Here is a 15,128-nt window from a genome sequence, read left to right as displayed (position 1 = left end):
AGGGTCGGCCCTGGAAGGGGTCTTCCGGGCCGGCCGATGGGGGACGGCCATCGAGCGATTTGGTTGATCCTCCGAGAACGGGGTCCAGTCTGCAAGACCCCGTTCACGGACTGGACCGTTACTGAGCGGTAGTAATGATCTGTTCGGCGTCACCCGAGCCGGCCCGGGTCCTCGCTTGTGCGTCGGCTGCCAGGGGCCGTCGCGTCGGTGCGTCGGACCGGGTTCGCGCCTGCGCGTTGGCCCTCGCCCGGGCCGCCCGCTGCCGGGCCGCCCGGCTCTTGGGCGCGCGCTGCTGCGGTACGCGCCGAGGGGTGGGGGTGGCGACGGGCGGCGCGCTGTCCGCGGGAGCGTCCGCCGGCTGCTTCGCGAGGGCCGGGTCCGTTGCCTCCGCGGCCGGGGCGTCACCTTGCCGCTGCTTCTGCCGCGTGCTCCGGCGGTCCCCCTTGTCGCGTTGCAGCAGCGCCCGTTCGCAGGCCGTCCAGGTCGTGGTCGTCACCATGTACAGGCCGGCGGCCAGCGGGACCACCGCCACCGTGATCAGCGTGCCGTAGGACAGCAGCGGCATCAGCTTCGCCATCGAGGCCGTGCCGGGCAGCGCGCGGTCCGGGGCCGGGGCCTGGGCCCTGGTGGCGCGGGCGCGCCGGTAGTTCCAGGTGGCGACCGCCGCGACGAGTACGAACAGCGCGAGGTAGACCAGGCCCTGCGGGCCGAAGGGGCCGCCGTCCGCCAGGGCCTCGCTCCAGCGGCCGCCGAGCGGTGCGCCCAGCAGCGTGTGGTCGAGCAGACCGCTGCCCCTGGTGGAGAAGAGGTGGTACATCACGAAGAACACGGGCAGTTGGAGCAGCATCGGCAGGCAGCCGGCCAGCGGCGAGGCGCCGGTCCTGGCGTACAGGTCGGCCATCGCCTTCTGCAGCCGCTCGGGATCGTTCTTGTGCTTGCGCTGGAGTGCCGCGAGTTGCGGGGCGAGGGCCGCGCGGGCCTTCTCGCCGCGGGCCGCGGCGCGGGCGAGCGGATGCAGCGCGGCGCGTACCGCGAGGGTGCACAGGACGATGGTGACGGCCACGGCCGCACCGCCGAAGAGCGGATCGAGCACTGCGGCGCCGCGCCCGAGCGCATCGCCGAGGAAGCCGAACATGGACATGGGTGAGCCCTCCACGGGTCTCGTCGTGCCAGGAGACAGGATTTCGGCGTGACGAGCCGCGTGGACGCGGGAAGGGCGAACGGGAGCCCGGGATGCGGGAGTTCCGTCAGGATGCGGGCGGTGCCCGTGCGTCTACGCGGCCGTCGGGAGGGAACGGCCCGGTGCTCGGGGGCGCGGTCGGCCGGCCGCGTCGGGGTCGCGTTGCGGCAGGAACGCCGTACGCCGCTCACGGTCGCGGATCGCCGTACGGATCCGCCCCGGTGGCACCGGCTGCGCGCAGGACGCGATCAGGAAGGCGCTGCACAGCAGCAGCAGCGCGGCGGTGGTCGCGGCCGCGGTCAGGGCCGTCGTCAGGCCCGTCTGGGCGAGGAGGAGGCCGGCGAGGAGGAAGAGGATCGCGGAGGTGTACAGACGCCATGCATCGACGAGGCGGTACATGCTGCGCCCCCTTCCGCCTACCCGCTTACCAGGACTTGTCGTCTTCCGCTCAAGAGTAGCCGTAGACCTGGGCAGCCGGGACACCTGTGGGTAACTTGCCCTCCCTGCCGTCGGGACGGCGGTGGACCGGGAGGGGGGACCGGGGACCAAGGGGAACACCTAGGAGGTGCTGTGCGCGACATCAGCGTTCCGGCCCTGGCGGCTCCGCTGCGGACCGGCGGTCTCGCCGACTCCGTCTTCGACACCGCCGCACACCAGCCGGACTTCGCCCAGCTGGCGCGGCGCGACGACCGGGCGCCGGACGGCTGGCAGGAGGTGACCGCCGGGGAATTCCGCGACGAGGTGATGGCCCTGGCCAGGGGGCTGTTGGCGGACGGGATACGGCCCGGCGCGCGGGTCGCGCTGATGTCCCGGACCCGTTACGAGTGGACGCTGTTCAGCTATGCGCTGTGGGCGATCGGCGGGGAGCTGGTGCCGGTCTACCCGACCGCGTCGGCCGAGCAGTTGCGCTGCATCCTCAACGGGGCGGACGTCACGGCGATCGTCGTCGAGCACGAGGCGCACGCCATGACCGTGGCGGAGGCGTGCGACGCGCGGTCCCGGCTGCGCCGGCTGTGGCAGCTGGACCTGGACTGCGTGCAGCGGCTGATGGAGGAGGGCACCCGGCTGACCGAGGCCCATGTGCACCGGCTGCGGCACGCCGTCGCGCCCGGTTCGACCGCGGCGATCGTGCACACCTCGGGCACCACCGGGCGCCCGCGCGGCTGCGTCATCACGCATGCCAATCTCGCCGCCGAGTGCGACACCCTCTACGCGGGCTGGGGCGGGCTGCTGGCCCCGCCCGGCGAACGCCCGTCGCTGCTGGCGTTCCTGCCGTTCGCGCACGTCTACGGGCTGGTGGTGCAGGTCGCGTGCCTGCGCGGCGGGGTCAAGCTCGCCCATCAGCCCGACCCGTCCTCGGAGGAGCTGCTGCCCGCCCTGGCGTCGTTCCGGCCGACGTTCCTGTTCGCGGTGCCGCACGTCTTCGAGAAGATCTGCGCCCGCGCCCGGCTCGCCGCCGAACGGGCGGGCCGGCGGCGGACGTTCGACGCGGCGATGACGGTCGCGGTGCGGTACGCGGAGGCGCAGGCCGCGGAGGCCCGCGGCACCGGGCGCGGCCCCGACCCGTTCCTGCGGGCCCGGCACGCGCTCTACGAGCGGCTGGTGTACTCCCGCATCCGGGACCTGCTGGGCGGCCGGGTGCGGACCGCGGTGTCCGGCGGTTCGCCCCTGCTGCGGGAGCTGGGACTGCTCTTCGCGGGCATCGGCATCACCGTCTACGACGGCTACGGCCTGACGGAGACCAGCGGTGCGATCACCGCCCAGCCGCCGGGCCGGGTCCGCTTCGGGACGGTGGGCCTGCCGCTGCCCGGCAGCGCGATCCATCTGGCGCTGGACGGCGAGGTGTGGGTGCGCGGACCAATGGTGTTCGCGGGCTATCTGGACGACGAGGAGGACGACGTGGGCGGGGTCGGCGCCCAAACCGCCGGTGTCGGGGCCGTACCGGGCGGCCGGCACCGGCGCGGCGCGGGCAACGGTCCCTCGCCCGGCACCGGCCGCGCGCCCCGCGCCGGCCACGGTCCCGGCGGCGGCCCCGGTCCCGCCAGCGGGCTGTACGACGGCTGGCTGCCGACCGGCGACCTCGGGCACCTGGACGACGACGGCTATCTGGTCATCACCGGCCGCAAGAAGGACATCATCATCACCAGCAACGGCAAGAGCGTCGCCCCGCTGGGGCTGGAGCAGCGGCTGTGTGCCCATCCGCTGATCTCGCAGTGCGTGGTCGTCGGCGACAACCGGCCGTACGTGACGGCGCTGATCACCCTCGATCCGGAGGCGCTGGCGCAGTGGCGGAAGCTGCGCGGCGAGCCGGAGGAGGGCGGTGCGGGCGGCGGTGCGGCCTCGGGGCCGTCGGCGGAGGAGCAGTTGCAGGCGGAGGTCCGGCGGGCCGTGGCGCGCGCCAACGCCTCGGTGTCCCGCGCCGAGTCGATCCGCGCCTTCCGCATCCTGCCGGGCGAGTTCAGCCAGCAGTCCGGCCTGGTGACGCCGTCGATGAAGCTGCGCCGGGCGGCGATCGTCCGGGCCTACGCGGCGGAGATCGACGCCCTGTACAAGCAGGGCGAGCGCCAGGAGCCGGAGACCCGCAAGGAACGCCGCCGGTGGGCGGCGGCGGGCCTGTACGCACGCTGACCGGCGCGGCCCCCGGCGGTGGGCCCGGGGCGACGCCCCGCCCGCACGCCGGGCACACGCCTGCCCGCCGCGCACCGTCCCGGCCGGGCCCGCTCGCGGCACCGTAGCAGTGTCGCGGCGGGCCCGGCCGTAATTTGTCCAGGGGTGAGAACCCGCGACCACGGACCCGGTGCGCGGCCTAGCGTCCGGTGGCATTCCAGTCCATTCCCCGTAGGGACGAACCGGGAGGCGCTCCGTGCGGTCGATCCTCAGCAATTCCGCAGCATCCGGGCGGTCCATCGCCACGGGACTGGTGGTCGCCGCGCTGGTGGCCACGCTCGCGGCGCTGCTGCTGCCCGTACAGCTCTTCGGGGAGAGCGCGTCGGCGGCGACGAACACGGTCTCGTACGACGATGACGGCGGCGGGACGGTCAACACCCGTTACGGCCCGCTGACCGCCATGGACCGGGACTTCGTGCGCAAGGTCAGGCTGGCCGGGCTGTGGGAGATGCCCGCGGGCCGGCAGGCCCAGGAACGCGGCAAGACGGCGGCGGTGCGTACCGCGGGCGACCACCTGGTGGCCGGGCACACCGAGTTGGACCGGCGGTCGGTGGAGGCCGGGCGGGCGCTGGGCATCCCGCTGCCCAACCAGCCCACCGCCGAACAGCAGGGCTGGCTCGGGCAGTTGAACTCCGCGTCGGACGCCGAGTACCCGGGCCTCTTCGCCGAGCTGCTGCGCCGGTCGCACGGCAAGGTCTTCGGGCTGATCGCGATGGTCCGCGACCAGACCCAGAACACGATGGTGCGCTCCCTGGCGAACAAGGCCAACTCCACCGTGCTGGACCACATCACGGTCCTGGAGAACACCGGCAAGGTCGACTTCAACACCCTGCACAGCAGCTGAGCCGTCCAGCGGCGGGCCGTGCCCGGCCGCGGCGGACGGCAGCCGGGGCGCACGCCGACCGGCCGACCCCGCAAGGCGCATCCACCCCACCCCTCACACCGGACGAAGCGAAGTGATCTCATGACGCAACGGCAAGGGCACCGCCCACGGCAGCAGCGGCAGCAGTCCCACAAACGCTCCCGCCTGACGAACAGAATGCTGGTCGCCGCGGCCGCGCTCCTGCTGGGCGGCGGCGGCCTCGCAGCGGTCGCGACCACGGCGCTGGCCGGCGGCTCCGACTCGGAGCCGGCAGCCGGCCACCAGCACACCGTCCTGGCCAGCACGATCTCCTGTCCGGACGTGGGGATACGGCTCCGCCAGGTCCCGCACAGCGCCCAGCTCCAGGTCTCCAAGGGCCTGGCCACGCTCGACCGGCAGGTGCACGACGCCTACCACCGGATGATGGAGGGCAGCGGCAGCACCGTCCTCACCCAGCTCAAGCAGCAGCGGCAGCGGACCATCAACACGATGATCACCGCGATCGCCCGGGACGCCAAACGGCCGTCGTACCTGTGGAAGATGAGCGGCTGCACCATGAAGCCCGCCGACGAGGGGGCGGGCACCGGCGGCCACGACTCGACGAAGTCCACCCAGGACGGCTGGTACCAGGGCCAGCAGCCCCCGCAGCCCCAGGACGGCGGCCAGCAGCAGAGCCAGCAGCCGGGTCAGGACGGTGGCCAGCAGCAGAGCCAGCAACCCGGTCAGGACGGCGGCCAGCAGCAGGGCCAGAACGGTGACCAGCAGGGCCGGCCCGGCGGGCCCTCCCCCGACGACTTCGTCGACATCACCGCCGTCCAGCCGAACGCCGGGAACCCGCCGTTCGCCGCGCCCCAGGGCGGCAACGCCACGACCGGCACCTTCACCACCGAGTGCGGCCGCAACGAGGAGGGCCACTTCAACCCCGACAACGTCATCGTCACGCCGGGCGTCAGCAACGGCGCCCACCACACCCACGACTACGTCGGCAACAAGACCACCGACGCCTTCTCCAGCAACGACTCCCTCGCCGCCTCCGACACCACCTGCACCAACGGCGACCAGTCCACCTACTACTGGCCGGTGCTGCGCAAGCTCGACGGGAACGCCGAGCAGAAGCCGGGAGCCGCCCAGGACGCCAACGTCGGCTCGGTGCTGACCCCGGCCACGGTGACCCTCACCTACCGCGGCAGCCAGGCCGGCCAGGTCCAGGCCATGCCCCGCTTCCTGCGCATCATCACCGGCGACGCGAAGGCGTTCACCAACGGCACGAAGAACGCCAACGCCTCCTGGTCCTGCACCGGTTTCGAGGACCGCCAGCTGAAGGACAAGTACCCGCTCTGCCCCAACGGCTCGCAGGTCGTCCGCACCTTCGCGTTCCAGAACTGCTGGGACGGTCAGAACATCGACAGCGGCAACCACCGCGACCACGTGGCGTTCTCCGACCAGAACGGCAACTGCCCCAACAACTTCCGGGCGATCCCGCAGCTGGTCGAGCGGATCACCTACGACGTCCCGCAGGGCGCCAGCTTCGCCGTCGACAGCTTCCCCGAGCAGCTGCACAAACCCGTCACCGACCACGGCGACTTCATCAACGTGCTCTCGGACGACTTGATGAACAAGGCGGTCTCCTGCATCAACAGCGGCCGCAAGTGCCAATGATCCCCTGATGCACCAGGGCCCCGGGGCGGCTGTCCGCCCCGGGGCCCTCGCACGCGGGCCGGCCGCCCTCGGGGCCGGAACCGCGGTCATCGGTGCGTGGGATCACTCACCCCGCACGGCCGGACGGCACGTTCCGCTGGTCGTCCGCCCGGTCCACGGAGTCCATGAACGCCAGCATCCGCTCGTTGACCAGGTCCGCGTGATCGATCTGCGGCCCGTGACCGGTCGCGGAGACGATCTCGGCGCGGGCCCCGGGAATCACCCGCGGCACCCGCTCGACCTGCCGCTTCGGGTGCAGCAGCAGGCTCCGCTTGCCGAGCACCAGATACAACGGGGTGCGGATGGTGCGGAGTTCGTCCTCGGACAGCGGCAGCGGGGCCGGGCGGCGGATGCGGAAGGCACGGACGCCCGCCCGGATCATCGTGCGCAGTTCCGGCACGATGAGGACCGGCTGCTCCAGCCACTTCGCCAGCATCGGACGCAACGCCCGCGGCGCCGAGGTCGCGAAGAGGCTGATGAAGATCCAGACGAAGAAGCGCAGCCCCACCTTCTCCAGGCCGCCCGGGTCCAGCGGCGTGACCGAGGCGAGCCGGCCGGGCGCGCGGTGCGCCTGGTTCAGGACCAGCCACCCGCCGTACGAGGATCCGACCAGGTGCACCCGGTCCAGACCGATCGCGGCCAGCGTCTCGTCCAGCCACCGCGCGGCGTCCTCGGGCCGGTGCAGGGGTTCGCGGTGCACGCTGCGGCCCGCGTCGCCCGGGGTGTCGATCGCGTAGACCGTCCGCTCGGCGCTGAGCGCGGGGGTGTTCGGGTACCACATCGCGGAGCAGCTGCCCGATCCGTGCACCAGGACGACGGGCGTGCGCCGCGCCGCGGCGGGGTCCGCCGGGCCGTACCGGTAGACGTGCGTGGTGCCGTACCCGGTCTCCACGTCGAACTCTTCACGGAGGGGCGCACCGAGGGCGTAGACCGCATCACAGGCCGCGAAGTAGCGGTCGCGCAGGGTGTCGTTCACATAGCGGCCGACATCGGCCCGGCTACGGGTCGTGGACGGGGACACGGTCACCTCCGGGGGTGTCTGATTTTCGTGATACGACCGTACCACGTTGTTGATACGGCGGTATCATCAAAATCGATCCCCGGGCCCCCGCCCGGTCACGGAACCCACGAGCGGAGACAACACCCCATGCCCAAGCGCGTGGACCACGCAGAACGCCGCACCCAGATCGCCGAGGCCCTCGTCCGGGTCGCCGGGCGGCGCGGTCTGCACGCCGTCGGCATGCGGGACGTGGCCGCGGAGGCCGGCGTCTCCCTGCGGCTGGTGCAGTACTACTTCGAGACCAAGGAGAAGCTGTTGCTCCACGGACTGGAGCACCTGGCCGCCCGCTTCGGCGAACGCGTCGCCGCCCGGGCCGGCTCCACCGGCGCACCCGCAGGCCCGCGCGCCACCGCGGAATCCCTGCTCCTGGCGTCCCTCCCCACCGACGAGGAGAGCCGCACCTTCCACCTCGTCTACACCTCGTACGCGGTGCTGTCCGTGACCGAACCGGCCCTCGCCGCCCAGCCGTTCCTCCAGCGGCCCGGCGCCGCCGAGGACGCCCTGACCGACCTGCTCCGCCAGGCGCAGGCCGCCGGCCTCACCCGCCCCGGCCTCGACGCCCGCACCGAAGCGATCACCCTCCTCGCCCTCGCCGCCGGCCTCGGCACCAGCATCCTGGTGGGCCACCGCACCCCCGACGCGGCCACCGCGGTCCTCCGGCACCAACTGGACCGGGTCTTCGAGGGGAGGAGCGGGGCTGACGGAGGCGACGCATCCCGGGTGGTCGGCGCGCCCCGGCAAGTACGGCGGCCCCGCCCCGGATACCGGGACGGGGCCGCACCCGACGGCGGGCAGCCGTCGTCAGATCAGCGGACGCACCAGGCGGTGCCGCTCACAACCCTTGCGCTCACAACCCTTGCGCTCACAACCCGTTGACCCGGGCCTCCCGGGCCACGCCGAGTGGTCGTATCGAGGAGGCGACGGCGCGGCGCGGCGGCCGGCGCGGGCGCGGTAGGAGCGGACGTGGGCCATCAGGCGGCGGCTGCGAAGGGCCATTTCGAGTTCGAAGCGGGTGCGCGGGTCACGGAGGACCGGGCCGAAGAGCTTCTCGATCTGACGGAGGCGGTAACGGACCGTCTGCGGGTGGACATGCAGGAGTTTCGCCGCCTCCGGGGCGCCGCCGCCCTCCAGCCAGGCGAGCAGGGTGACTTCCAGGCGTTCGCTCTGACGGGGGGTCAGCTCCTCCAGCGGGCCGAGCCAGCGGGAGGTGAGGGCGTCGGCGAGGGACTCGTCCTGGAGGAGGAGCAGGGCGGAGAGGTGGTCGTCGACGAAGGCGGGGCGGGCCTCCGGACCGACCCGGCCGGGACCCAGCGTGAGGAGGTAGCGGGCCCAGCGGAGCGAGGAGGCGGTGTCGGTCGCCGGTACGGCGTGGCCGACCGCGGCGGCGCGGCCCTTGAGGGCGGCCTCCAGCCGGGCCCGGGTCTGGGTGGCCGGGTCGGGCACGAAGAGACAGGTGTAGCCGTCGACGGTGCCGATGAGCGCGTGGCCCAGTGCGGCGGCGAGTTGCGGCGCCTCGGCGGGCGTGGCGAGGACGACGGCCTGGAGGGTGTCCGGGACCGGCCAGCCGGCCGCGCGGGCCAGGTCGCCCACCCCCTCCTCGGGGGTCTCTCGTTGGCCGGCGAGCACCTCGAACAGATCCTGGCGGGCCCGGGCCACCGGCATCGGCGTAACGACCGACGACAGGGCCGGACGTTTACTTTCCGACTCTTTTTGGTAACCCAGAACTGTCAGCAGCGCCTGTTCCAGGGCCCATTGGGCCTCTTCTACAGGGGTATCGCCGAGAAGTGCCGCCAATGCGGGAAATCCGCGTTGCAACTCCGCGACGACCTCCTCGGCGAGGCCCGGGAGTGCATTTCTCACTACCCGGGTCCACTCGCCTCGGGTCGCGACCAGATGCGGTTCAGGAGATCACACATCAGCTACCTCGATCCTGGCGGGGATGGGGGTTGGACTGGGGAAGGGCGCCCCCGTGCGCCTGACTGGGCATCATCCGGAGTCCCCCGGCGCGATCGCGACGCCGCTGCAGGAATTTGTCACAGCGCGATAAACCTTACGAAAGCCTGAACGCGCTCGTAGATGCTTTTGCACATCCGGTTTAACGGCCCTGTGTATCCACCCGGTTACGGAATGTTTAGTGTTACCGGGGTCACCCGCACAAAAGCCCCGCAATAGCTTCGGGCAAATACCCCGCCGACGGAATTTCACCGGAATTCGCGTCCCGCACCCGTGCCCCGACACCGGGAGGTCCGATGTCCGCACCGCGTTTGCAGACCCGTCAGAGCCGCCGCGCCGCACACCGCGCCCGGCCCTCGCCGGACCGCATGCGCGCCCGGCGGCCCCCGAAAGAACCCGGGCCGCCGGGCCGTCGTACGCCCGGCGGCCCCGCCCCGACCGCCCTGCTGCGCCCGGCACTTCCGGCCGCGCTGCTGCTCTTCATCGCCGTCACCCTGCACTCCGGCGCGATGGACACCCTGATGCGCTTCCTGGACTTCGGCGCGGGGGTCCTCGCGCTGGTCTCGCTGTCGGTGACGGTCCTCTGGGGCCTCGCGGCCACCGACCGCATGGTGCTGCAGACCGGCCACCGGCTGCTCGCCCAGGCCGTGCACCGCGGCACCGGTGTCGCCGGACTCGGCTTCCTCGGCCTGCACATCTGGGTCAAGATCGCCGAGGGCCACACCACAGGGGTGTCCGCCGCGGTGCCCTTCACCGACGGCGCCCGCCCGGGGCTCATCGGCCTGGGGACGCTCGCCGCCTACGTGTTCGTCGCCGTCGCGGTGACCGGCGCGGTGCGCGGTGCGTTCACCGGCATCGCGGCCTCCCGCTGGTGGCGGGCGCTGCACATGAGCGCGTACCTGGCGTGGGGGCTGGCGCTGGTACACGGCCTGAAGTCGGGCCGTGCCGCGGCCGGCTGGGCGCTGGCCGGATACGCCATCTGTCTCGCCGCGGTGGCCGTACGACTGGCCCTGCGGCTGCGCGATGCCCGCAACAACTCAGGAGAACTCCCATGACCGCCCCCGCCCCCACCCGTCTGCTGCCGGCGCTGCCCGCGCCGGAGCCCGTACCGACGCTGGCGTCGTTCGGCCCTCCGCGGCTGCTGGCCGGGCTCGACGAGATGCCGCGCATGGACCGGGTGGCGCATCTGGCCCGGCACGGCAGCCTGCCGCAGCTCACCGCGCCGGAACTGGTGGCCCTCGCCGAGGACATCGACCTGCGCGGCCGCGGCGGCGCCGGCTTCCCGTTCGCCCGCAAGGTGTCCGCGGTGCTGGACGGGATGCGGCGCGCCGAGGGCAAGGCCGCGGTGGTCGTCAACGGCAGTGAGGGCGAGCCCAGTTGCCTCAAGGACACCGCGCTGCTGCTGCACGCCCCGCATCTGGTGCTGGACGGCGCGCTGCTGGCCGCCGACGCGCTCGGCGCCCAGGAGGTCGCCCTGGGGGTGACCCGCACGGACGTGGAGGACTCGGTGCGGCGGGCGATCGCCGAACGGGGCCCGGTGCGGCCGGCCTTACGGGTCACCCTGCTGACCGAGCGGTTCGTCACCGGCGAGGGCAGCGCGATGACCAACGGGCTGGGCGGCGGCCCCGGACTGCCCTCCGGCCGCAAGATCCGCTCCAGCGAGCGCGGGCTGAACGGGGTGCCGACGCTGCTGTCGAACACCGAGACCTACGCCCAACTCGCCGTGGCGGCCCGGCTCGGCGCCCTCGGCTACCGGACCGCGGGCCTGCCCACCGAGCCGGGCACCCTGCTGCTGACCGTCGCCGGCAACCGGGTGGTGGAGGTCCCCTACGGCGTGCCGCTGGCCCGGGTCCTGGCGCTGTGCGGAATGGACCAGGGTCAGGGCGTGCTGATCGGCGGCTACCACGGCACGTTCGTCTCCCCCACGGACGCGCTCACCGTGACGCTGTCCCGGGACTCGCTGGCCGAGTGCGGCGCCGTCCTGGGCGCGGGCGCGGTGCTGCCGCTGCCCTACGACACCTGTCCGGCCGGGGAGACGGTACGGGTCGCGCAGTGGATGGCCGCCGAGTCCGCCGGGCAGTGCGGTCCGTGCGTCCTGGGCCTGCCGGCCCTCGCCGACCAGCTCGACCTGGCCGTACGGGGCGGCGGCGAGGCCGCCCTGGAAGCCGTGCAGGGCCGTATGCGGGCGGTCGAGAAGCGCGGCGCATGCAGCCACCCGGACGGCACCTCGCGGTTCGTGGCCTCGGCCCTCGCCGCCTTCCCCGAGGAGTTCGAGCGCCACGCGCGGGGGTTCGGGTGCGGCCGCCCGGTGACCGGAGCGCTGCCGGTCACCGGGCACCGGCCGGCGCCCGCCGCGCTGCCCGCGCCGGTGCCCGCCCCGGCCAAGCCCGCCGCCCCGCCGCAGGAACGGCTGCTGGTCGACTGGACGCTGTGCCGCGGCCACGGCCTGTGCGCGGACGTCGTGCCGGGCGTCATCAAGCTCGGTCCGGACGGCTACCCGGAGCGGGCCAACATGCCGCTGCCGGCCCGGATGCGGCGCCGGGCACAGCTCGCGGTACGCCGCTGCCCGGCCCTCGCCCTGCGCGTCCAGGGCGGCAACTGACCGTTCCAGCACGGTTTTTGGCCGACGGAGAAAAACTTCGCGCGGCTTGAACGCCGGACGCCCCCGAGGCCGTATCCCCGGGCGACGGCAACCGACCGGCAAGCAACGCACCACCTCACCCATCGACTTCGCCCAACGGCATTGGAGACACCATGATCACTCGACGTCGTGCGGGACTCGCGGCCGCCGCGGTCGCCACCCTGGCGCTCACCGCCGCCTGCGGCAGCAGCGACAACCAGAGCGCCGGAACGACCACCACCGACAACGTCCAGCCCGCCGGCCAGGGCACCAGCGCCTACGGCTACGGCTCCTCCGGCTCCGGACAGGGCAGCGACGGCTACGGCGGGCAGGCGGGCGGGGACAGCGGCAAGCCCGCGGCGACCGGGCCCAGCGCCGGGACGCTGGCACTGCACCAGGACGCCAAGCTCGGCCCGGTCGTCACCGACTCCAAGGGCATGACGCTCTACCGCTTCGACAAGGACACCGCCGAGCCGCCGAAGTCCAACTGCTCCGGCTCCTGCGCCACCACCTGGCCCCCGGTGCCGGCCGACGGCTCCTCGGCCCCCGCGGGCATCGCCAAGAGCGCACTGGGCTCGGTCACCCGCGCCGACGGCACCAAACAGCTGACCATCGGCGGCTGGCCCGCCTACCGCTACGTCAAGGACACCAAGGCCGGCGACACCAAGGGCCAGGGCGTGGGCGGCACCTGGAACGCGCTGACCGCCGAGGGCAAGAAGGCGGTCGCCCAGGAGCCCACGGACGTCTCGGTGCTCAACCAGCCCGAGCTCGGCCAGATCCTCGTCGACGGCAACGGCATGACCCTCTACCGCTTCAACAAGGACAGCGCCTGGCCGATGAAGTTCGGCTGCAACGACGCCTGCCTGGACACCTGGAAGCCCGCCAAGCCCGCCGACCGCTCCAAGCTGAAGGGCATCGCCCCCAAGCTCATCTCCACCGTCACCCGCCCCGACGGCATCCGCCAGCTGGCCGTCGACTGCTGGCCCGTCTACACCTTCACCGGCGACAAGCAGCCCGGTGACATCAACGGCCAGGGCAAGATGGGCCTGTGGTTCGCGGTCTCCAAGGACGGCAAGAAGCTCACGACGACGCCCTGACCGGTTCGGCCTCCCCCTCCGGGAACTCGTCGTCCACCGCCAGCACCTCGGCGTCCGGCCGGTCGTCCGCCTCCCGCGGCCCGAGCCAGGTGACCGCCAGCGCCACCGCCAGATTCACCGCGAGCCCGACGAGCCCCGCATTCATCCCCCACACCGGGTCGTGTCCCCCGAAGACCAGGACACAGACCAGAGCGAACCCCGCCACCAGGCCGCTCACCGCGGCGAGCCACGTCAGCCGCCGCCACACCAGCCCCAGCAGCAACATCGGCACGAGCTGCGCCATGCCCTCGTACGAGATCAGCGACAGCCGGACCAGGGTGTTCGGGGCGGTGTACGTCAGCACCAGGGCCAGCGCACCGGCCGCCACCACGACCACCTGCGACCACAGCTTCTGCCGGGTCGCCAGGCGCGGTACCGCGCCCAGCACGCTCCTCCCCCACATCGTGCCGATGACCAGCATGAACACGGCCATCGGCACGATGGAGGAGAGCGCCGCGGCCACCCCGATCAGGCCCACGGCCCAGGCCGGAAGGGAGTCCACCACCAGCTTGAACAACGCCAGATTGGAATCCGCGCCGGTCAGCCCCGGCACCACGAACAGCGCCGCCAGCCCCAGCAGCATCGGCACGAACAACAGCACGTTGTAGAACGGCAGATACATCGCGTTGCGGCGCAGCGCCTCGGCGTTGCGGGCACCGAGGTAGCCGGCCACGGTCGTCGGGAAGATCACGACGGTGAGGGAGTTGACGACGGTGGTGGTGACGAACCAGACCTGCCCCAGCCCGCCCGAGGCGTGCCCCGGGAACGTCAGCCACTGCGCCTTCTCGGCGGTGACCCGGTGCAGGAACTCCCCGTAACCGCCGAAGTAGTGCAGCGGCACGTACACCACGAGGAAGCCGAGAGTGGCGATGACGAGAACGTCCTTGAGCACCGACACCCAGGCGCTGCCGCGCAGCCCGCTGACCACGACGAACCCGCAGGTCACCGCGAACCCCAGGAAATACGCCCAGTTGAGGCTGATCGTCCCGTACGAGATGGTCGAGACGACCACGCCCATGCCGGTGATCTGCAGCTGGATGTACGGCAGCAGGCACACCGTCGCCAGGACCGCGACCGCGGCGCCCAGCCAGGGACGGCGGTAGCGGTGGGCGACGATGTCGGTGATCCCGACGAGACCGTGCCGGCGGGCGTAGGCCCACAGCATCGGCCCGACGACGTACCCGAGCGCGTAGCCGCAGGACATGTACGCCACCACATAGAGCACCGGCGCACCGAAGTTGTAGCCCCAGCCGGCCGCGCCGAGGTAGCTGAAGCTGGTGTAGCTCTCGCCGGCCATCAGCACCCAGATGAAGACGGTGCCGAGACTGCGGCCGCCCACGGACCACTCGGCGAGCCCGCCGCCGGAACCCCGGCCCCGGACGGCCAGCAGCCCGAGTACGACGGTGACGACCATGAACCCGCCGAACAGGGCGGTGGAAACGGTCGCGTTCACAGGCCCTCACCACCCCGGCCCCGCGCCCGGTCACCGCGCCGCGCCAGCCACACGGCCAGCGGGGTGGCGAGGGTCGCCACCAGCATCCAGAAGAACAGGAACGGCAGCCCCAGCACGGTCGGCGCCACACGGTTCGCCGCCGGCAGCACCGCGAGAAAAAGGACGTAGGGCATCAGCAGCCACAGGAGTGCGGGGCGGCGCGGTCTCTGTCTCACGGAGTCATTGTCGCTCCCACGTACTTGGCCGTCCCGCCGTGGTGGTTTCTCGCCGTTGCGCGCTTTGCGGCGCCCCGCACGTACCTGTCTGCGGCGCCGCGGGTCGTCTCGCCGTTGCGCCTGCGGCGGGCTGGGTTGTGGTGGTGCGGTGACGGACCTCCGGGGCCGGTTGTGTGGACTGCTGACGCTTTACGTCCACACAACCGGCCCCTCCGGCCCGTCCCCTCCCGTGAAGGGGGAAGAAAACGACGGTGGGGGTGCACGTAATGCCCACCCGCGCCCAG

At 72.7% G+C, this 15,128-nt stretch carries 12 protein-coding genes and 1 pseudogene; 7 read left to right on the top strand and 6 right to left on the bottom strand.

All coding sequences use genetic code 11. The features are described from left to right. Window positions 1-118: 118 nt before the first annotated feature. Window positions 119-1,141, bottom strand: a complete 1,023-nt coding sequence (locus OJ254_RS13995; protein WP_265362588.1) for a YidC/Oxa1 family membrane protein insertase — start codon at window positions 1,139-1,141, stop codon at window positions 119-121. 132 nt (window positions 1,142-1,273) lie between these two features. Beyond that, window positions 1,274-1,579 (bottom strand): DUF6412 domain-containing protein, encoded by a 306-nt coding sequence (locus tag OJ254_RS13990; RefSeq protein WP_261951241.1) that lies wholly within the window; start codon window positions 1,577-1,579, stop codon window positions 1,274-1,276. Window positions 1,580-1,750: 171 nt separating this feature from the next. Between OJ254_RS13990 and OJ254_RS13985 the strand changes: the two genes are divergently transcribed. From OJ254_RS13985 to OJ254_RS13975, 3 genes are all read left to right on the top strand, one after another. Further along, window positions 1,751-3,808, top strand: coding sequence for an AMP-dependent synthetase/ligase (locus tag OJ254_RS13985; RefSeq protein ID WP_265362587.1), 2,058 nt, complete (start codon window positions 1,751-1,753; stop codon window positions 3,806-3,808). A 235-nt stretch (window positions 3,809-4,043) separates the two neighbouring features. Next, on the top strand, window positions 4,044-4,691 hold the full coding sequence (locus tag OJ254_RS13980; protein ID WP_265362586.1) for a DUF4142 domain-containing protein: 648 nt from the start codon (window positions 4,044-4,046) through the stop codon (window positions 4,689-4,691). 195 nt (window positions 4,692-4,886) lie between these two features. After that, window positions 4,887-6,368 carry a DUF1996 domain-containing protein gene (locus OJ254_RS13975; protein WP_265362585.1) on the top strand — a complete coding sequence of 494 codons (1,482 nt, stop codon included), beginning with the start codon at window positions 4,887-4,889 and terminating at the stop codon, window positions 6,366-6,368. Window positions 6,369-6,474: 106 nt separating this feature from the next. On the opposite strand, the gene OJ254_RS13970 is transcribed toward OJ254_RS13975, so the two are convergent. Beyond that, on the bottom strand, window positions 6,475-7,434 hold the full coding sequence (locus OJ254_RS13970) for an alpha/beta fold hydrolase (protein ID WP_265362584.1): 960 nt from the start codon (window positions 7,432-7,434) through the stop codon (window positions 6,475-6,477). A gap of 120 nt (window positions 7,435-7,554) precedes the next feature. Here OJ254_RS13970 and OJ254_RS13965 point away from each other — a divergent pair. Beyond that, window positions 7,555-8,157: pseudogene (locus OJ254_RS13965) on the top strand (TetR/AcrR family transcriptional regulator); the annotation flags it as partial. Window positions 8,158-8,268: 111 nt separating this feature from the next. Here the strand turns inward: OJ254_RS13965 and OJ254_RS13960 are convergent. Next, window positions 8,269-9,123, bottom strand: a complete 855-nt coding sequence (locus OJ254_RS13960) for a PucR family transcriptional regulator (protein ID WP_265362583.1) — start codon at window positions 9,121-9,123, stop codon at window positions 8,269-8,271. 593 nt (window positions 9,124-9,716) lie between these two features. On the opposite strand from OJ254_RS13960, the gene OJ254_RS13955 reads away from it, so the two are divergent. From OJ254_RS13955 to OJ254_RS13945, 3 genes are all read left to right on the top strand, one after another. Then, a complete protein-coding gene (locus tag OJ254_RS13955) occupies window positions 9,717-10,475 on the top strand; it encodes a hypothetical protein (RefSeq protein WP_265362582.1) in 759 nt (252 codons plus the stop codon). Further along, window positions 10,472-12,022, top strand: a complete 1,551-nt coding sequence (locus tag OJ254_RS13950; protein WP_265362581.1) for an NADH-quinone oxidoreductase subunit NuoF family protein — start codon at window positions 10,472-10,474, stop codon at window positions 12,020-12,022. The genes OJ254_RS13955 and OJ254_RS13950 overlap by 4 nt, the downstream gene beginning before the upstream one ends. Window positions 12,023-12,174: 152 nt before the next feature. Next, complete coding sequence (locus OJ254_RS13945) at window positions 12,175-13,137, top strand: SCO0930 family lipoprotein (protein ID WP_265362580.1); 963 nt, start codon at window positions 12,175-12,177, stop codon at window positions 13,135-13,137. On the opposite strand, the gene OJ254_RS13940 is transcribed toward OJ254_RS13945, so the two are convergent. Further along, the gene (locus tag OJ254_RS13940) at window positions 13,121-14,629 is read right to left on the bottom strand and encodes a sodium:solute symporter family protein (RefSeq protein WP_265362579.1); all 1,509 of its coding nucleotides are present in this window, start codon (window positions 14,627-14,629) and stop codon (window positions 13,121-13,123) included. The two genes, OJ254_RS13945 and OJ254_RS13940, sit on opposite strands and share 17 nt — an antisense overlap. Continuing rightward, window positions 14,626-14,802: a DUF3311 domain-containing protein gene (locus OJ254_RS13935; RefSeq protein ID WP_265365149.1), complete on the bottom strand. Its 177-nt coding sequence runs from the start codon at window positions 14,800-14,802 to the stop codon at window positions 14,626-14,628. Before OJ254_RS13935 ends, OJ254_RS13940 begins: the two co-directional genes overlap by 4 nt. Window positions 14,803-15,128 lie beyond the last annotated feature (326 nt).

This window comes from Streptomyces endophytica (assembly GCF_026153355.1).
Lineage (GTDB): Bacteria > Actinomycetota > Actinomycetes > Streptomycetales > Streptomycetaceae > Streptomyces > Streptomyces endophytica.
This window is presented reverse-complemented; position numbering and strand designations above follow the sequence as displayed.

What these genes read in the sequence shown, in the direction of transcription:
- OJ254_RS13995 (WP_265362588.1), bottom strand. Translation starts at nt 1,141, where the DNA reads ATGTCCATGTTCGGCTTCCTCGGCGATGCGCTCGGGCGCGGCGCCGCA.
- OJ254_RS13990 (WP_261951241.1), bottom strand. Translation starts at nt 1,579, where the DNA reads ATGTACCGCCTCGTCGATGCATGGCGTCTGTACACCTCCGCGATCCTC.
- OJ254_RS13975 (WP_265362585.1), top strand. Translation starts at nt 4,887, where the DNA reads ATGCTGGTCGCCGCGGCCGCGCTCCTGCTGGGCGGCGGCGGCCTCGCA.
- OJ254_RS13955 (WP_265362582.1), top strand. Translation starts at nt 9,717, where the DNA reads ATGTCCGCACCGCGTTTGCAGACCCGTCAGAGCCGCCGCGCCGCACAC.
- OJ254_RS13950 (WP_265362581.1), top strand. Translation starts at nt 10,472, where the DNA reads ATGACCGCCCCCGCCCCCACCCGTCTGCTGCCGGCGCTGCCCGCGCCG.
- OJ254_RS13945 (WP_265362580.1), top strand. Translation starts at nt 12,175, where the DNA reads ATGATCACTCGACGTCGTGCGGGACTCGCGGCCGCCGCGGTCGCCACC.
- OJ254_RS13935 (WP_265365149.1), bottom strand. Translation starts at nt 14,802, where the DNA reads ATGCCCTACGTCCTTTTTCTCGCGGTGCTGCCGGCGGCGAACCGTGTG.